General features: G+C 73.1%; 11 protein-coding genes. 7 read left to right on the forward strand and 4 right to left on the reverse strand.

All coding sequences use genetic code 11. From position 1 onward, the window contains the following. Nucleotides 1–274 precede the first annotated feature (274 nt). Nucleotides 275–2,377 carry an elongation factor G gene (gene fusA / locus AB0912_RS17200; protein WP_366700398.1) on the reverse strand — a complete coding sequence of 701 codons (2,103 nt, stop codon included), beginning with the start codon at nt 2,375–2,377 and terminating at the stop codon, nt 275–277. A gap of 655 nt (nt 2,378–3,032) precedes the next feature. Here fusA and AB0912_RS17205 point away from each other — a divergent pair. Then, nucleotides 3,033–3,782 carry an MBL fold metallo-hydrolase gene (locus tag AB0912_RS17205; protein WP_366700400.1) on the forward strand — a complete coding sequence of 250 codons (750 nt, stop codon included), beginning with the start codon at nt 3,033–3,035 and terminating at the stop codon, nt 3,780–3,782. A 161-nt stretch (nt 3,783–3,943) separates the two neighbouring features. Here the strand turns inward: AB0912_RS17205 and AB0912_RS17210 are convergent, their stop codons facing one another. Together AB0912_RS17210 and AB0912_RS17215 are read right to left on the reverse strand one after the other, a co-directional pair. Further along, complete coding sequence (locus AB0912_RS17210; protein WP_366700402.1) at nt 3,944–4,822, reverse strand: GNAT family N-acetyltransferase; 879 nt, start codon at nt 4,820–4,822, stop codon at nt 3,944–3,946. Between the two features lie 574 nt (nt 4,823–5,396). Next, complete coding sequence (locus AB0912_RS17215; protein WP_366700404.1) at nt 5,397–6,158, reverse strand: chaplin family protein; 762 nt, start codon at nt 6,156–6,158, stop codon at nt 5,397–5,399. Between the two features lie 289 nt (nt 6,159–6,447). Between AB0912_RS17215 and AB0912_RS17220 the strand changes: the two genes are divergently transcribed. The 4 genes from AB0912_RS17220 to AB0912_RS17235 all read left to right on the forward strand — a co-directional run bounded on the left by AB0912_RS17220 (nt 6,448) and on the right by AB0912_RS17235 (nt 12,077). Then, on the forward strand, nt 6,448–8,160 hold the full coding sequence (locus tag AB0912_RS17220; protein WP_366700406.1) for an alpha/beta hydrolase: 1,713 nt from the start codon (nt 6,448–6,450) through the stop codon (nt 8,158–8,160). 11 nt (nt 8,161–8,171) lie between these two features. Further along, nucleotides 8,172–9,776 carry an FMN-binding glutamate synthase family protein gene (locus AB0912_RS17225; RefSeq protein ID WP_366700408.1) on the forward strand — a complete coding sequence of 535 codons (1,605 nt, stop codon included), beginning with the start codon at nt 8,172–8,174 and terminating at the stop codon, nt 9,774–9,776. Between the two features lie 124 nt (nt 9,777–9,900). After that, complete coding sequence (locus tag AB0912_RS17230; protein WP_366700410.1) at nt 9,901–10,995, forward strand: chemotaxis protein; 1,095 nt, start codon at nt 9,901–9,903, stop codon at nt 10,993–10,995. A gap of 68 nt (nt 10,996–11,063) precedes the next feature. Then, nucleotides 11,064–12,077 carry a Gfo/Idh/MocA family oxidoreductase gene (locus tag AB0912_RS17235; protein ID WP_366700412.1) on the forward strand — a complete coding sequence of 338 codons (1,014 nt, stop codon included), beginning with the start codon at nt 11,064–11,066 and terminating at the stop codon, nt 12,075–12,077. An 18-nt stretch (nt 12,078–12,095) separates the two neighbouring features. Here AB0912_RS17235 and AB0912_RS17240 read toward each other — a convergent pair whose 3' ends face one another. After that, entirely contained in the window at nt 12,096–14,126 is a 2,031-nt protein-coding gene (locus AB0912_RS17240; RefSeq protein ID WP_366700414.1) for a phosphocholine-specific phospholipase C, read from the reverse strand. 233 nt (nt 14,127–14,359) lie between these two features. On the opposite strand from AB0912_RS17240, the gene AB0912_RS17245 reads away from it, so the two are divergent. Together AB0912_RS17245 and AB0912_RS17250 are read left to right on the forward strand one after the other, a co-directional pair. After that, a complete protein-coding gene (locus AB0912_RS17245) occupies nt 14,360–15,091 on the forward strand; it encodes a TetR/AcrR family transcriptional regulator (protein ID WP_366700417.1) in 732 nt (243 codons plus the stop codon). A gap of 370 nt (nt 15,092–15,461) precedes the next feature. Then, the gene (locus AB0912_RS17250) at nt 15,462–16,973 is read left to right on the forward strand and encodes a SpoIIE family protein phosphatase (RefSeq protein WP_366700419.1); all 1,512 of its coding nucleotides are present in this window, start codon (nt 15,462–15,464) and stop codon (nt 16,971–16,973) included. Nucleotides 16,974–17,032 lie beyond the last annotated feature (59 nt).

Genomic DNA, 17,032 nt, shown 5'->3' on the forward strand with positions numbered 1-17,032 from the left:
TCCCTTACCGGGCCGCGCAGTACCGTGCGGGATGGGCGGTGGGCCGTTGATCCAGTGGGCCGGTCCGCCCGTGGGCCGGCGCGGGTCCGTGGCCCGGTGAGCCGGCGTGGCCCGGTGAGCCGGCGCGGGTCCGTGGCCCGGTGAGCCGGCGTGGCCCGGTGTGCCGGCGTTGGCCGGGGGCTCGGTGAGCCGGCGTGGCCCGGTGTGCCGGCGTTGGCCGGGGGCTCGGTGAGTCGGCGTGGGGGCGTCGCCGGAGCGGCGCCCCCACCCCCTCTCAGCGGGCCTCAACCCCCGCCGCCCGCGCCGGGCTCGGTGCCGGTGCCAGGCCCGTGGGCCGGGTCGTGAAGACACCCCGGCCCTGGGTCCGGCTGCGCAACCGGGTCGCGTAGCCGAAGAGTTCGGCCAGCGGCACAGTGGCGGTGAGCACCGCCGTACCACCGCGGGTGAGCGAGCCGGTGACCCGGCCGCGCCGCGCTGCGAGGTCACCGAGCACGCCGCCGACCGCGTCCTCGGGCACGGTGGCCGTGACCTCGACGACCGGTTCCAGCAAGCGCATCACGCAGGCGCGCAGTGCCGCGCGGAGCCCGAGCCGGCCCGCCGCGCGGAACGCCATCTCCGAGGAGTCCTTCGCGTGGGTCGCCCCGTCGGTGAGCGTGACGCGCAGCCCGGTCACCGGGTGTCCGCCGAGGGGACCCTCGGCGAGCGCGTCCCGGCAGCCGGCCTCGACGGCACGGACGTACTCCTGCGGCACCCGGCCGCCGACCACGGCGGAACGGAACACGAAGGCCGCCGCGCTCCCGTCGGCACCGTCCGTGCCGGTGTCGAGCGGTTCCACGTCGAGCACCACATGGGCGAACTGCCCCGCGCCGCCGTCCTGTTTGACGTGCCGGTACACCAGGCCGGACACCCCGCGGGCCACGGTCTCGCGGTAGGAGACGCGCGGCCGTCCCACGGAGACGTCCAGGCCGTGAGCGCGCCTGACCTTCTCCACCGCCACCTCCAGATGCAGCTCTCCCATGCCGGACAGCAGTGTCTGGCCCGTCTCCGGGTCGGTCCGGACGACCAGCGAGGGGTCCTCCTCGACCAGACGGGTCAAGGCGGACACCAGACGGCCGGTGTCGCTGCTCCGGCGTGCCTCGACCGCCACGGACACGACCGGGTCCGCGACCGCCGGCGGTTCGAGGAGCAGGGGCGCCGACGGGTCGCAGAGTGTCGCCCCGGCGCGGGCGGACTTCGGCCCGATCAGCGCGACGATGTCACCGGCCACCGCGCGGTCCAGCTCGGCGTGGCGGTCGGCCCGGACCCGCAGGATCCGCGCGACCCGCTCGGTGCGTCCCGTGCCCACGTCCGTCACCGCCTGTCCCTTCTCCAGCGTGCCCGCGTAGACCCGCAGGTACGTCATCCGTCCGGTCGGCGTGGCGTTCACCTTGAACACCAGCCCGGCGAAGGGGGCTTGGGGGTCCGCCGCCCGCTCCCGCTCCACTCCGCCGTGGGTGCCGCGTACGGCGGGCACGTCGAGCGGCGAGGGCAGATACGCCACCACGGCGTCCAGCAGCGGTTCGATCCCCCGGTTGCGGTAGGCGGAGCCGCACAGCACGACCAGGCCCTCGCCGGTCCTGGTCAGGTCGCGCAGGGCGGCCGTCAGAGTGGTCGCGGAGACCGTGGACCGGGTGCAGAACTCGTCCATGGCCGCCGGGTGGAGGTCCGCCACCGCCTCTTCCAGCAGCCGGCGGCGCCGGAGCGCCTCCACACCGAACGCCTCGGGCACCGGCCCCTCCTCGGGCGAGTCGGCGCCGTCGGCCCACACCAGGGCGCGCATCCGCAGCAGGTCCACCACACCGGTGAAGGTGCCCTCGGCGCCGATGGGCAACTGGACGACCAGCGGCGCCGGATGGAGCCGCTCGCGGATCGACGCGACCGCCGTGTCGAGATCGGCGCCCGCCCGGTCCAGCTTGTTGACGAAGGCGATCCGCGGCACGCCGTGCCGGTCGGCGCGCCGCCACACCGACTCGCTCTGCGGTTCGACACCGGCGACGGCGTCGAACACCGCGACGGCGCCGTCGAGGACGCGCAGCGAGCGCTCCACCTCGTCGGAGAAGTCGACGTGTCCCGGCGTGTCGATCAGGTTGACGCGGTGACCGTCCCAGGCGCAGCTGACGGCCGCGGCGAAGATGGTGATGCCGCGGTCGCGCTCCTGGGAGTCGAAGTCGGTGACGGTGGTGCCGTCGTGGACCTCACCGCGTTTGTGCGTGGTGCCGGTGGCGTAGAGGATCCGTTCGGTGACGGTGGTCTTCCCGGCGTCGACGTGGGCGAGGATGCCCAGGTTGCGGACGGCGGTCAGGGAGTCGGTGAGGTGTCGGTGCGGGTGGGTACGCACGGCCGTTGGCCTTTCGGACGATCCGGAGCGGGTCGGCGCGATTGCCGTACGACACGCCTGGGATCAGGCGGCTGACGGCCTCCGGCGAGCAGGCGTTCGGCGACTCGTCGTGCGGTCGCCGTGGTGCGGTCGCCGTGGTGCGTGCGGAGGTCAGCGGGTCGTCACGGCCATCCGGTCCCGGCCGCGCAGCCGGTGCCGGGCTCCCGGAGACACGAGGATCACCTCGTACTGCGACCGGGGGACGACGACAGCGGTGCGGTACCGCATGGCCTGCCTCCCCCGTCGGTCGCGACACGCGGCGCCGGGCGGGGCCGCGCGTGATTCCGTTGCGAGTGTAGGGAGTTGGGACGTCCCGGCGCACCGCCATTTCTCCGGCCCCTTGTTTCCGGTTCCCCGGCCCCTTGTTTCCGTTTCCCTGCCCCTTGTTTCCGGTTCCCGGCCCCTTGTTTCCGGCGGGGAGTCCCTGCCCGGCCGCTCCCGCCGGATCGCCCCGGTCCGCCCCCCGCTCGGGGCATGACGCCTCAAGTCGCCTGGGTGGGGCGCCCGTTCACCTGTCGCCACCTCGCGCCGGTTCCGCCGGCGCAGTGGTCGCGCGATACCTTCGACCCGGCCCGGCCCACCGGCCGGGCAAGACGTCGTCAAGATCGGGATGGTCATGCGCGAGGAAGCGATCGTCGAGGCAGCCGCCGGAGTCCATCTGGTGCACGGCAGCGACACGAACTGGGTGGTGCTGAGCGAGGGCGAGTCGGTCACGCTGATCGACACGGGCTACCCCGGCGACCGCGAGGACCTCCTCGCGTCACTGGCCGCCCTCGGCCACCGGCCCGAGGACGTGACCGCCGTCCTCGTCACCCACGCGCACACCGACCACCTCGGTTCGGCCGAGTTCCTGAGCCGCACCTTCGGCACGCCCGTCCTGCTGCACGAGGCCGAAGTGCCGCACGCGCGGCGCGAGTTCCTGCACCAGGTGAGCATCGGGCAGGTGATGCGGCAGGCGTGGCGGCCGGGTGTGCTGCCCTGGGCGGTGCGCGCGCTGCGCTCCGGCGGGAAGACGGACGTCCGTGTCACGAAGCCGGAGGCGTTCGCCGGGCCGGGTCCGCTCGACCTGCCCGGTCGGCCGGTGCCGGTGCACACGCCCGGCCACACCGGCGGCCACTGCGTCTACCACCTGCCGGACGCCGGTGTGCTGATCTCCGGGGACGCCCTGGTCAGCGGCCATCCGACGTCACGGACCCGGGGCCCGCACCTGCTGCCCGAGATGTTCGACGCCGAGCGCGCCGCCGCCCTCGATTCACTGCGGCACATCGAGGGGCTGGACGCCGATGTCCTGCTGCCGGGGCACGGGCCCCTGCACCGCGGCCCGGTCCGTGAGGCGGCCGGGCGAGCGCGGGAACTCGCCGCCTGACGAAACTCACCGGCTCACGAACCTCGCCGCTCACCCGGGGGGGCACCCGGCGGGCCCCCTCCGATCGAGGTCCGGACCCGATCAAGGGCCCGGACCCGATCAAGACCGGACCCGATCAACACCGGACCCGATCAAGGTCCGGATCACCGCCCCTCGCGCGCCTAGCCGAGTTCCAGGGTGGTGACCCCGTGCACGCGCTCCAGTGCGAAGGGCCGGACGGGGCCGGTGTACATCCGCGCGGTCTCGAAGGAGGGGGCGAGGCCGAGCTTCTCCACCAGGGCGACGGCCGGGGCGTTGGACTCGGGCACGTCGATGGCGAGCGTCCGGCCGTCGGCCTCGGCGGCCAGCGCCGCGAAGAGGGCGCGGGCGTCGTCGGGTGTGTCGGCGAACAGGGGGCCGACGCGGAGCGCGTCACGCGCCGGCCGGAGCACGGCGTAACCGGCAGGCCGGCCGTCACCGGCGTCTCGTACGAACGTGCGGTGGCCGGGTGCGGTCAGCCAGGACGCCAGGAACGCGGGCCGGTCGGCCGGGGTGCACGCCCCGTCGTACGCGATGATCGCCGGATGGTCCGCGGGCCTGGCCGGCCGGACTCCCGGCGGCTGATCGCCGGGCGGCACCACTCCGCCGAACCGGACGGTGCGGTGGGCGAGTTCGAACCCGGACCTGCGGTAGTTGTCCTGCTGCGCGACCACCCCGTCGAGGCCGACCGTGCGATCACCGGCGTGCGCGAGGGCCGCTTTCCAGGTGGCGAGTCCGTAGCCGCGACCGCGCAGGCCGGGGCGTACGAGGTAGAAGCCCAGGAAGGCGTAGTCCGCGCCGTAGGTGACCACCGAGATGGCCGAGACGGGCTCCCCGTCGATCCGTCCGACGAAGAACCCGGCGGGGTCCTGCGCGAAGAAGCTCGCGATGTCGGACAGCCCGGGATTCCACCCCTCGTCCGCGGCCCAGCCGGTCACCACCGCCCAGTCGTCGGGCGAGGCCTGGGTGACGACGAGGCCGTCGGGTCCGGCAGGGGTCCCGTCGGGGCCCGGAGAAGTCATGGACACGCTCCCATGTGTGAGGGTCACGGAGTGCGCCGGCCGGTCGCACGTGCGGCATCCTCGCCGATCTCCGCGCCGATGACGGGGGCTCGGCCCCCTCCCGGGACGCGATTCGGCCGGCCCCGAGTCATCCGGTCCCGGGTGCCCCGACACCGTGCCGGTGACGAGATAGAGGGACCGCCACGCCGGTAGCGCCTACCGGGGGGAGAGAGCACCACGCGCGCCACCCCTGAGGGGGACGGACACACGGGCCACCCGAAAGAAGAACGGCCCGTGGATGACCCCCGAGGAGGACCGCGACACGGGCCACCACCCAGAAGGCCGACCGCACGGGCCACCCCGTAGAGGGGCAGCCGAACGAGTGACCGGCGACCAGGCCGGACGGAAGTGGCCGCATGCCGGGCCGGGCGGAAGTCGCCGCATGCCGGGTCCGACGGAAGCGGGCGCATGACGGGGTCCGGCGGAAGTGCCCGCATGCCGGGCCCGGCGGAAGCGGGCGTATGACGGCCGGGCAGGCGGGAGGCCCCGCCGGTCACCCGTCCGGCGGGGCCTCCCGTCCGTGATCGCGCGCGGGTCAGCGCACCGCGGCGGGCCGGAACCGGCGGAACATGACGGCACCGCCCAGCAGCATGGCCGCGCTCACCGCGACAGCGGGCATCACTCCGTCCGCGCCCGTGTGGGCGAGGGTGGCCCCGGTGTCGCCCATCGTCCGCACCTCGCCCGGGACGCCCGGCTTGGGGTGCTCCGGCGCGGGCGCGGGGGCGACCGGGACGGTCGGCTTCGCAGGCGGGGTGACGGGGTGAACGGGCTCAGGGTGCTCGCCCGAGGTGTTGGCGGACTCGTTCCCGAAGGCCGGGTTGCCGATGCCGACCACGTTCACCGAGTTGCCGCTCACGTTGACGGGGAGCTGCACCGGAAGCTGCAGTCCGTTACCGGAGAGCAGGCCCGGCGAGTCCGTCGCGCTGCCGTCCGCGACCGCGCCGCCGCCGCTCCCGCCGACGGGCCCGCCCGCGTGGCGCCCACCGGACTCCCCCTGCGCGGCCGGGGTGATGCTCCTCTTGCCGCCGGAGGAGTGGGAGGCGGCTCCCCCGCCGTCGCTCACGTTGGCGCAGCGGTTGCCGGCCGCCGGGTTGAGCAGGCCGACGACGTTCACCGTGTTCCCGCACACGTTCACCGGAACGTGCACCGGGAGCTGGACGGTGTTGCCGGAGATCACCCCGGGCGATCCCGCCAAGGTGCCGTCCGCGGCGGAGTCGGCGTGCGCCGGCACGGTCGCGGCGAGCGCGCCCGAGGCGGCGGCCGCGGCGATCAAACCATTTCGGGTCACCCGTTTCATAGGTTCACTGCCTTCCAGACAAGGTCACGGGCACTCACCCGCACTGCCTAAAACGCATAAGACCTATCCGAGTTATGGCTAAACGGTCTTTCACCCCATCGAGTGTCAGACATATCGAACTGCCACTGTTACCCGTACGGGCGACAAGGTGACGCAGAGTAGGGCACGCCGAGGGGTCCCGCACGCCCGGTGCGCCGGACGGATTCGCCCGGAGGCGTGCCCCGGACGCCGCGCCTATCGTGAGCCGGGGGGTACGCCGGTCCACCGCAGGGCGACCCTGGAGGCACGCATGCTGTCCATGCACCAACGCGTCGCGGTCGTGGGAGCCGCGACGGCGACGCTGACGCTGCTGGCGGCGGGTCTGCCGACGACGGCGACCGCCGAGGATCCCGACCTGTCCCGGTTCTACCGGCAGAAGGTCGCCTGGGCCGCCTGCAAGGGCGAGGGCATGCCCAAGGATCTCCAGTGCGGCAAGGTCACCGTGCCCCTCGACTACGCGAAGCCGGACGGCGGCACGCTGGACCTGGCCCTGGCCCGCTACCGGGCGACCGGCTCCTCGCGCGGTTCCGTGCTGCTGAACTTCGGCGGTCCGGGCGGGGCCGGCATCCCCCAACTGGCCATGGGCGGCAAGGACTTCATGGGCCTGACCAACGGCTACGACGTGGTGACCTTCGACCCGCGCGGGGTCGGCCGGTCCTCCCCGGTGAGCTGCGGCGAGGGAGTCGACCAGATAGCCGAGGCGACCGACGACAGCGCGGAGGGCAGCGACAGCGCCTCGGTGCGGGCGGCGCTCACGGCGGTGAAGAAGGCCGCCGACGAGTGCGCCCGGCACTCGGGCGCCGTCCTCCCCCACATCGGCACGGTCAACGCCTCCCGCGACATGGACATCATGCGCCAGGCGCTCGGCGACAAGAAGCTCAACTATCTCGGCTTCTCCTACGGAACCCGGCTCGGCGCGGTGTACGCGGCGCAGTTCCCCAAGAAGACGGGCCGGATGGTCCTCGACGGCGTCGACACGCTCACCGAGCCGATCGCCGAGCAGGGCCTGACCGGCGCGGAGGGCCAGCAGACCGCGCTGGACGACTTCATCACCTGGTGCACGCAGAACATGGCCTGCCCCTTCGGCCAGGACGCCCGGGGCGCCCGCGAGCAGGTGGTCCAGCTCGTCGCCTCGCTCGACGACGAGCCCGTGCCCTCGGACTACGGCCAGGAGTTCTCCGGCCAGGACCTGGTGGGGTCGATCAGCCAGGCGCTGTACAGCAAGGAGATGTGGCCCTCCCTGGAACAGGCCCTGAGCCTGCTCGTCCAGGACGGCGACACCCACGGCCTCACCCAGCTCTCCGGCGGCGCCGCCCTGCCGAACGTCTCGGCGCCCGTACGGAAGAACGGCACCCCGCAGGAGAACGCCCGCGACGAGGGGGGCGGCACCGGGGACAGGGACAAGAAGACCAAAGAAAAGAAGGCCAAGGGGAAAGCCAAAGACGAAGCCAAGGACAAGAAGGCCGGGGACAAGCCGAAGAGCGGCGGCCTCGTGGACGACGAGGAAGTCCCGATCGACAACCTCCCGGCCGCGCTCATGGCGATCAACTGCGCCGACGACCCCGACCGCCCCAGCGCCGAGGAGATCACCCGCGACATCGGCAGACTGCGCGCCGCCTACCAGGAGGCGTCCCCGGTCTTCGGGCAGTACCGGCTCACCCAGGTGCTGATGTGTTACGGCCGGCCCAAGGGCACCGACTACATCCGCGACGAGGTCCGTGATGTGAACACCTCGAAGATGCTGCTCGTCGGCACGCGCGGGGACCCGGCGACCCCGTACCGCTGGACGGAGGAGACCGCCAAGCGGCTGGGCTCCGCGGCGGTCGTGCTGGACAACAAGGGCGAGGGGCACACCGGCTACGCGTCCTCGAAGTGCGTGCACCGGAAGGTGGACAACTTCCTGCTGTACGGCTCCCTGCCGGACAGCGGCAGTTCCTGCGGCCCAGAGGGCAGGGACGACTGACGCCCGCCGGGATGCTCTGCCTGCTGTTCGTGGCCCTCGGCGCGGCCGGGTCGCTGTTCCTCGCGGGTGCCGTCTCGGCCTGGTGGTGGTGCGCGGCGGGCCCGCTGCTCGCCCTGACCGCGCTCGGCGGCCGTGACCTGGTCCAGCGCCGCCACGCGCTGCTGCGCTCCTATCCGCTGCTCGGCCGCTTCCGCTTCCTGTTCGGTGTCGAGGCCGCCGGGGAACCGTCCGGCACGGAGCGCGGCCCGTCCGGGCCCGGCGCACACACGCGCGGCGTCCACCAAGCAGATACGTACGGAGCCGGTGCTCACGGAGACAGTGCACACGCAGCCGGTGCGTACCGAGGCGGTGCGTACGAAGGCGGTGCGTACCGAGGCGGTGCGTACGGAGATGTCCACGAGTTCCTTGAGCCCTCGATGCGCCCGGTCGACGTGCCCGAGGAGCCGCCCGTCGTCCGGGTCGGCGGCCCCGACTGCGCGCAGCCGTACGACATGGCGCTGCTCAATGTCTCCGGCCTGAGTTTCGGAGCCCTCTCGGCGAACGCGATCCTGGCGCTCAACAGGGGTGCGGCGCTGGGGGGTTTCGCGCAGGACACGGGCGAGGGCGGCCTCACGGAACATCATCTGCGGGGCGGGGGCGACCTCGTCTGGGAGATCGGCACCGGGTACTTCGGGTGCCGGACAGCCGAAGGGGACTTCGAGGCGCGGGAGTTCGCGGACAAGGCCGCGCTGCCCGAGGTGAAGTGCGTGTCGCTGAAGCTCTCGCAGGGGGCGGGGCCGGGGATGGGCGCCGTGCTGCCCGGGGCGAAGGTGAGCGCGGAGGTCGCCCGGGAGCGCGGGGTCCCGGAGGGCCGGACGGTGGTGTCACCGCCGTATCACCGGGTCTTCTCGACCCCGCGTGAACTGGTGCGGTTCCTCGCCCGGATGCGGGAGCTGGCGGGTGGCAAGCCGACCGGTTTCAAGCTCTGTGTCGGCTCGCGGCGCCAGTTCCTGGCCGTCTGCAAGGCGATGCTCGCGGAGGGGGTGACGCCGGACTTCATCGTGGTGGACGGCTCGGAGGGCGGTACGGGGGCGGCGCGCCGGGAGTTCACCGGCGCCGTCGGCATGCCGCTGACCGAGGGGCTGATCACGGTGCACAACGCGCTGGTCGGCACGGGGCTGCGGGACCGGGTCCGGATCGGCGCGAGCGGGCGGGTCGCGAGCGGCTCGGACATCGTCAAACGCCTTGCCCAGGGCGCCGATTACACCAACGCGGCCCGCGCGATGATGTCCGCACTCGGCTGCCTCCGGGCCCACCGGTGCCACACCAACACCTGCCCGGTCGGCGTGGCGACCCAGGACCCGCGCCGGGTCCGCGCCCTGGACGTGGCCGACAAGTCCGAGCGGGTGTTCCGCTACCAGCGTGCCACCGTGCGCGACGCGAGCGAGATCATGGCCGCGATGGGCGTACGGGAGCCGGCCGCACTCACGCCGCACCGGCTGCTGCGGCGCACCGGACCGACGACCGCGCGGACGTACGCGGAGCTGTACGAGTGGCCGGCGCCCGGGGTGCTGCTCGCGGAGCCTCCGCGGTCCTGGGCTGAGGACTGGACGTCCGCCGATCCGGACACCTTCTGACGGCTCCCGCAAAGGCCGTCGCCCCCGTCCGTGCGCCGGCCTTCCCGCGACACCGGCAACCTGACCCCCGCACCCACCAAATGCCCCAAATGCCCGACAAGCCGATTCATCCTATGGTGCTCGTATGGAGCACGCACTCAGCCCCGCGACCCTGTCCGAGCTGCGCAGCCCGCGGCCCTATCCGGCGGTGTCCGTGCTGACGCCGACGCACCGCCGCGAGCCCGACAACGCGCAGGACCCGGTCCGGCTGCGCAATGTCGTGGCCGAGGCCAAGAAGCAGGTGGAGGCCGATCCCGCGGTCACCCGAGAGCTGCGGGCGGACGTCGTCGAGCAGCTCGACCGGGCGGTCGCCGAGGTCGATCTCGCGCACGCCGAGGAGGGTCTGGTGATCTTCGCGGCGCCCGGTGAGCACCAGGTGTGGTCGCTGGCCCGTACCGTGCCCGAACGGGTCGTCCTGTCGGACACCTTCCTGACCCGCAACCTCGTCGCGGCGCAGGCGGCCGAACGTCCGTTCTGGGTGCTGTCGGTCTCCGCCGACCGGGTCACCCTGTGGAACGGCGGCGTCGACCGGGTGACCGAGGAACGCCGGGGCGGCTTCCCGCTCACGCGGAGCCTGGAGGACCCCGACGCCGAGCGCAAGGAGCGGATCGGGGATCTGCCGAGCACCTTCCGGGACGAGCGGACCCGGCAGTTCCTGCGCGACGCGGACACCGCCCTGGGCGAGGTGCTGCGCGAGCACCCGCGCCCCCTGTACGTCACCGGTGAGACGGCCGCGCTGTCGTTGCTGGACGAGATCGGGACGGTCACCAAGGACGCCGGGCACCTCCCGCACGGCGGCCTGGCGAGCGGTCCGCCCGACGCGGTCTGGCAGGCGGTCCGCCCGGTGATCGCGGCGCGGGCGCGCCAGAGCGCCGAGGAGGTGGCCGGGGAACTGGAGTCGGCGCGCGGGCGCAAGGAGTTCGCGGCGGGGCTCGACGAGGTGTGGCAGAGCGCGGCCGAGGGCCGGATCAGGCTGCTCGCCGTCGAGGAGAACTACCGTGCCACGGTCCGCGACGACGGCGACCACCTGGTTCCGGCCGCGAGCGGTGATCTGGACGCGCGGGAGGACATCGTCGACGAGATCGTGGAACGCTGCCTGGAGACGGGCGCCGATGTCCGGTTCGTCCCGGACGGTGCCCTGGGTGACGCGAAAGGCATCGCCGGGGTGCTGCGTTACTGATCTCCGCGGCCGACAATCGGATCGCGCGGACGAGCGGTCCGGGCTGTCGTCGGAGAGGTGCGCGAGGCGTGAGTGAGCTGTTGGGTGTGGCGGTGCTGGGTGCCGGACACATGGGAGCCGACCACATCCGCCGGCTCGACGGGGCCGTGAGCGGGGCCAGGGTGGCGGCCGTCGCCGATCCCGACACGGGTCGGGCCGAGGAGGCCGTGGCGGGCATCGACGGGGTGTCGGTGCACGCCGAGGCGGAGGCGGCGCTCGACGCGCCCGGGGTCGACGCCGTGCTGATCGCCTCTCCCGGTCCCGCGCACGAGGAGGCGTTGCTCGCGGCGTTCGCGCGCGGGCTGCCGGTGCTCTGCGAGAAGCCGCTGGTGCCGGACTCGGCCGGGGCGCTGCGGGTCGTGGAGGCGGAGGCGCGGCTCGGGCGGCGGCTGGCGCAGGTCGGGTTCATGCGCCGGTACGACGCCGAGTACCAGCGCCTCAAGGCCCTGCTGGACAGCCGGCGGCTCGGCCGCCCGCTGATGCTGCACTGCACCCACCGCAATGTGTCCTCGCCGTCCCACTTCACCTCGGCGATGCTGGTCAACAGCTCCGTCTCGCACGAGATCGACGCGGCGCGCTGGCTGCTGGACCAGGAGCTGACGGCGGTGACCGTCCTGCGTCCGCGGTCCACCTCGAACGCCCCGGACGGGCTGCTCGATCCGCAGTTCGTGGTGTTCGAGACCGCCGGGGGCGCGCTCGTGGACGTGGAGATCTTCGTGAACTCGGGGTTCGGCTACCAGGTGGCGTGCGAGGCGGTCTGCGAGGCCGGCACCGCGCGCGTCGGCGACGAGCGCACGATGTCGGTGACGACGGCGGGCGGCCGGTCGGAGGAGGTGGCGCGGGACTACCTCGTACGGTTCGCCGACGCCTACGACCGCGAGGTGCGGGCCTGGGTGGACGCCACCCGGGCCGGCCGGGTCACCGGACCCGGCGTCTGGGACGGGTACGCGGCGTCCGCCGTGGCCGAGGCGGGGGTCCGGGCGCTGGAGAGCGGCGGCCGGGTGGCCGTCGACCTCGCGCCGCGCCCGGAGCTGTACGCGTGACCGGCGCTCCGCGCCCGATCAGCCGCTGACGCTGGCGGCGCCGGTCTCGATGTGCCCGGTGAACCGGCGCGACCACGTCGTGTCGGAGTCGACCGTCACGGTGAAGTCGTACCAGCCGTTCTGGTAGGCGACCGCGTTGAAGAAGTCCTCCGCCGAACCGCCCGCCGCGACGGTGTACGTCCAGGGGCCGTCGCCGCGGTAGTGCGTGGACGTCACGGTGAACTTGACCGGCGCGGCGGAGGAGTTGGCCATCTTGAGGTAGAGGGCCGTTCTGCCCGTGCCGGGCTCGGTCGCGTAACGGGAGGTGACCTCCGCGGACTTGCCCGGCTTGCCGGCGTCGCCCTTGAAGCGGCGCAGGAAGCGGTTGGGGCCGACCATGGAGAAGTCGTACTTGCCGTCGCCGTAGCCGGTGCCGATGTTGAAGGAGTCGGCGGCGGTGCCGCCCGCGTCCACCGTGTACTGCCAGGGTGTGGTGTCGCGGTAGGCGTTGGGGTGGAGGGAGAAGTGCGCGGCCCGCTTGGCGGGGGCGCCCTGGTTGGCCATGGTGAACCAGGCGAGGATCTTGCCGCTCGCCCCGAACTCCAGGTGGTCCAGGTATCCGTTGGGCTGGTAGGGCAGTGCGCGGGCGGGCCGGGTGCCGCTCTCCTGGACGGGCAGGGCGTTGGCCGTCGGGACCGGGTTGGGCAGCGGCGCGCAGGCGGACATGCCGATGACGCTCGTCGCGGGCAGCGCGGGGGTGCCGTGGACGGGGTTGGCGAAGTCGAAGACACCGGTCAGGTCGCCGGTGACCTTGCGCCGCCAGGCGCTGATGTTGGGGCAGGCGGCGGGGTTGCCGAGGGCGCCGGTCCAGGTCTCCAGGAAACGCAGCACGGAGGTGTGGTCGAAGACCTCCGAGGAGACCCAGCCGCCGCGCGTCCAGGGCGAGATGACGAGCAGGGGCACCCGGAAGCCGAGGCCGTAGGGAACGCCGTTGAGGAACTCCCCGGCGGTGCCGGCGGGCGGCGCGGGCGGCGGCACGTGGTCGAAGAAGCCGTCGTTCTCGTCGTAGTTGAGGAACAGGACGGTGGAGTCGAAGACACCGGAGTCGGCGGCGAGCGCCTTGTACACGAGGTCGACGAAGTGGGCGCCGTCGCCGGGCGGGGCGTAGGGGTGCTCGCAGAAGGCCTGGTTGGCGACGACCCAGGAGACCTGGGGCAGGGTGCCGGCGAGCACGTCGGCCTTGATGGCGGCGGCGATGTCGTCGGGCGTGGAGCCGGTGACCTTCGGGACGGAGGCCATGCCGCGGTCGTGCAGCGGGTCGCCGGCCTTGGCGGAGGCGAACTTCTGGAAGTAGGCGCAGCCGTTGTCGCCGTAGTTGTCCTGGGCGTTCTGGTAGACCTTCCAGGTCACGCCCGCGGCCTGGAGCGCCTCGGCGTAGTTCTGCCAGGTGAGTCCGGACTCGTCGCCGCCGTCGTGGCTGGAGGCGTCGACCTTGCCGCTCCACAGGAAGGTGCGGTTGGGGCCGGTGGCGCTGAGCGTGGAGCAGAAGTAGGCGTCGCAGATGGTGTAGTTGTCGGCGAGCGCGTAGTGGAACGGTATGTCGGCGCGGTCGAGGTAGCCGAGCGAGCGGACGTTGCCGACGCCGGAGACCCAGCTGTCGAGCCGTCCCTTGTTCCAGGCGGCGTGCTGGGAGGTCCAGGAGTGCGGGAGATCGCCGTTGCACTGGGCGAGGGTCTCGCCGTCCGCGCCGCCGGCGGCGGGGGTGGAGCTGAGCTTCCACGGGTACTGCCGGGCGGCGCCGTTCGGCTGGTTGAAGACGGAGTATCCGCCGGACAGGGTGATGCCGCTGCGGTCGTCGAAGCCGCGGACGCCCTTGAGGCGCCCGAAGTAGTGGTCGAAGCTGCGGTTCTCCTGCATGAGGATCACGACGTGCCGTACGTCGGTGATGGTGCCGGTCGCCGCCGCGGCGGTGGACGCGGCCGCCGCGGGCCGTGCTCCGGCGGCCATGGCGGCGCCGGCCGCCACGGACGCGCCGAGCCCCACGAAGTCTCTTCGGCTGATCGGTGTCATTCGCCCGCCCTCGTCGCTCGCTCGGGGTGCCCCGGTGGCACACCGCGCGCAAGCGTGCACCGTGTGATCGGCGAAGGCCATGGTGGTGCGGTGAGAGCTGGGTGAACAGCGGCCGAACCTGTTCACACAAGTCACCGGGTCGGCGGCGGGCACGGACACCGCACCGTTACCCCTTATCGCATACTTGATAAGATCTAACACTCCTGTTTCCGCCGAGACGAAGAGGCGATGTCATGGCCGCAGCCACCCGGACCGGTACGGGCCCGCGCGACCGGTTCCGCGCCCAGGTGCGGCAGGAGGTGAAGACCGCCGCGCTGCGCCAGCTCGCCGAGGGCGGTCCCGAGGCCCTGTCGCTCAACGCGATCGCCAAACAGCTCGGCATGACGGGCCCCGCCCTCTACCGCTACTTCGCCAACCGCGACAGCCTGCTGACCGAGCTGGTCATCGACGCCTACGGGGACCTGGCGGCCGAGCTGGCCCGCACCGCCGAGGCGTCAGCGGCCGAGGCGTCCGAGGGGGACGCCGCCACCCGCCTGAGGGCACTGGTCCTGGCCTACCGCGCCTGGGCGCTCGCCGAGCCGCACCGCTACCGCCTGCTGTTCCGCGCCCCGCTCCCGGGCTACGACGCCCAGTCCACCCGCCTGGTCGAGGCCGCACAGCCCGCCATGACCGTACTGCTGGCGGCGGTGGGAGCGCTGGCGGAGTCGACCGCCGAGGCGACGGACGGCACGCAGGGGGCCGGCGGTGCGGCGGTACCCGAGGGCACGGCGGCCGAGTTCCGTGCGTGGGGGGAGCGCCACGGCTTCGAGGACGTGCCAGAGGCGGTGGCGGCACGGTCCACCATGCTCTGGGCCCAGCTGCACGGGCTGGCCGGCCTGGAGATCGAGGGCAACTTCGCCTCGATGGGGGTCGATCCGTCCTTTCTGTACGAGACCGCGGTGACGGACTTCGCGCGATCACTCTGAGGTACATCCGGGGCACCCGCGCGCAACGGCGTACGCGCGGCGCATCCGTGCGATCGTCCGGAACGGATGGGACACCAGGGTGGATATGTGACGCACGGGGCTCGCACACACGACCCTCGAACATGCGATTGAAGAAGCCGCTCCCGGTCCATCCCAGCCACCCCAAGTCACGTACCACGGCTACGACTTGACCTGTCGAGCGGCTACCGCGCCGGGGCCGGTAGTTCACTCCGGGAGGACTGTGGCACATGCCAGAAGCACCACCGCATCAGGTGTTGCCAAATCCCTTACAGCGCGTCGCGGGCTGTGCGACAGTCGTAACGGTCCTTCCGTCAACCCGGGTTGTACCGTCCCCGCATCGGAGTACGCCATGCCTCCCCATCTCTCTGCGGACCGCCCAGCCGCCCAGCCGTCGCAGCACGGCTCGGTCGACGCGCTCATCTCGCAGACCCGCCGCCTGCGCGGCGAGGTGGACGCCGTCCGGCGTGAGGCACCCGCCGACGGCGAGGACGTACGGGGACGCTGGCAGCGCGCGCTGTGCACGCTGGCCCTGCATCAACTGAACGATCTGGACGAGCACTTGGCGCAGCTCCGCGAGGGCCCGCCGGGCGTGGACGCCGGGCCCTCGGCGGTCACCGGTCCCGCGCCGGCGCCTGCCGGGCGCGGCTCACTGCTGAGCCGGGTCGGCAGTGCCGAGTGGAACCTCCTGACGGACGAGGCCAGTTGGTCCGAGGAGCTGTACCAGATCCTCGGCCGGGACAGCGCCGCTCCCCCGCTCACCCTGGACGAGTTGCCGTCCCTGGTGCACGACGAGGACCGTCCGATGCTGACGACGATGGTCACGGACTGCCTCATCGACGCCAAGCCGATCGACGGGGAGTTCCGCGTCATGTGCCCGGACGGCGGCGTACGCACCGTGCACATGATGGGTGAGCCCGTGCTCGGCGCCGACGGCAGCACCGCCGCCATGTGGGCCGTGCTGCGTGACATCAGCGAACTGCGCAGCACCCAGCGGACCGTGAGCGAGACCCGTGACTCGCTGCGGCGCGAACAGCGGGCCGCGCACACCGGGCACCGGCCCCCGGCCGAGCCACGGGAGGCCGGGGGGCGACAGGCCGCACCGAGGGAGGCGGTCCCGCCGCCCTGGCGCGGCCCGCTCCGGCCCTCGCCCCAGGGCGCCCCCTCGCCCCTGGGTGTTCACACACTCGACATCGCCGCCCACCGCCTGCCCGCCTCACCCGTCGCACCGGTCGGCGGCGCCTGGTACGACACGCTCGAACTGCCGGGCGGCGAGACGCTGTTGAGCGTCGGTGACCTCACCGGCGCCGAGGCGGCCTCGGGCACGACGATGCTGCTGGGAGCGATGCGCGGCATGGCCGTGGCCGGCACCCAGCCCGGCCAGCTCCTTTCCTGGCTCGACCACCTCCTCGACACCCCGGTCCAGCCGCCCCTGGGCAGCGCCGTGTGCTGCCGCTACCGGCCCGACAGCCGCACCCTCACCTGGGCGCAGGCCGGACACCCCGCACCGCTGCTGTTCCGCGACGGGACGGGACGCGCGCTGACCCCGCCGGACGGCGCCCCGCTGGGCACCGGACCCGACGCCGTCTACGGGCAGGCCGAGGAGACCCTCCGCCCGGGCGACGTACTGCTCCTGCACACCGGCGGACTGCTGCCGCGGCCACCGGAGTCCTCCCGCGCCGGCGAAACCACACCGGCCGGAAACGGGCACGGGTCAGCGGCCGTTCACGGACTGCTCCCCCTGGCCGCCCGCCTCACCGAGGCCGGCACGGCTCAGGACGCCGCACGGATCGTCGCCGAGGAGTTCGGCGGGACCGAGCGCGAGAGCGACGCCCGCGTACTCGTCGTGCGCGTCGGTTCCTGACCGGCCGCTTCCTGACCGCCCAGTTCCACCTCTCGGTCCGCGCTCTCACAGCGGCAGAT

Source organism: Streptomyces sp. NPDC007084 (assembly GCF_040703595.1).
Lineage (GTDB): Bacteria > Actinomycetota > Actinomycetes > Streptomycetales > Streptomycetaceae > Streptomyces.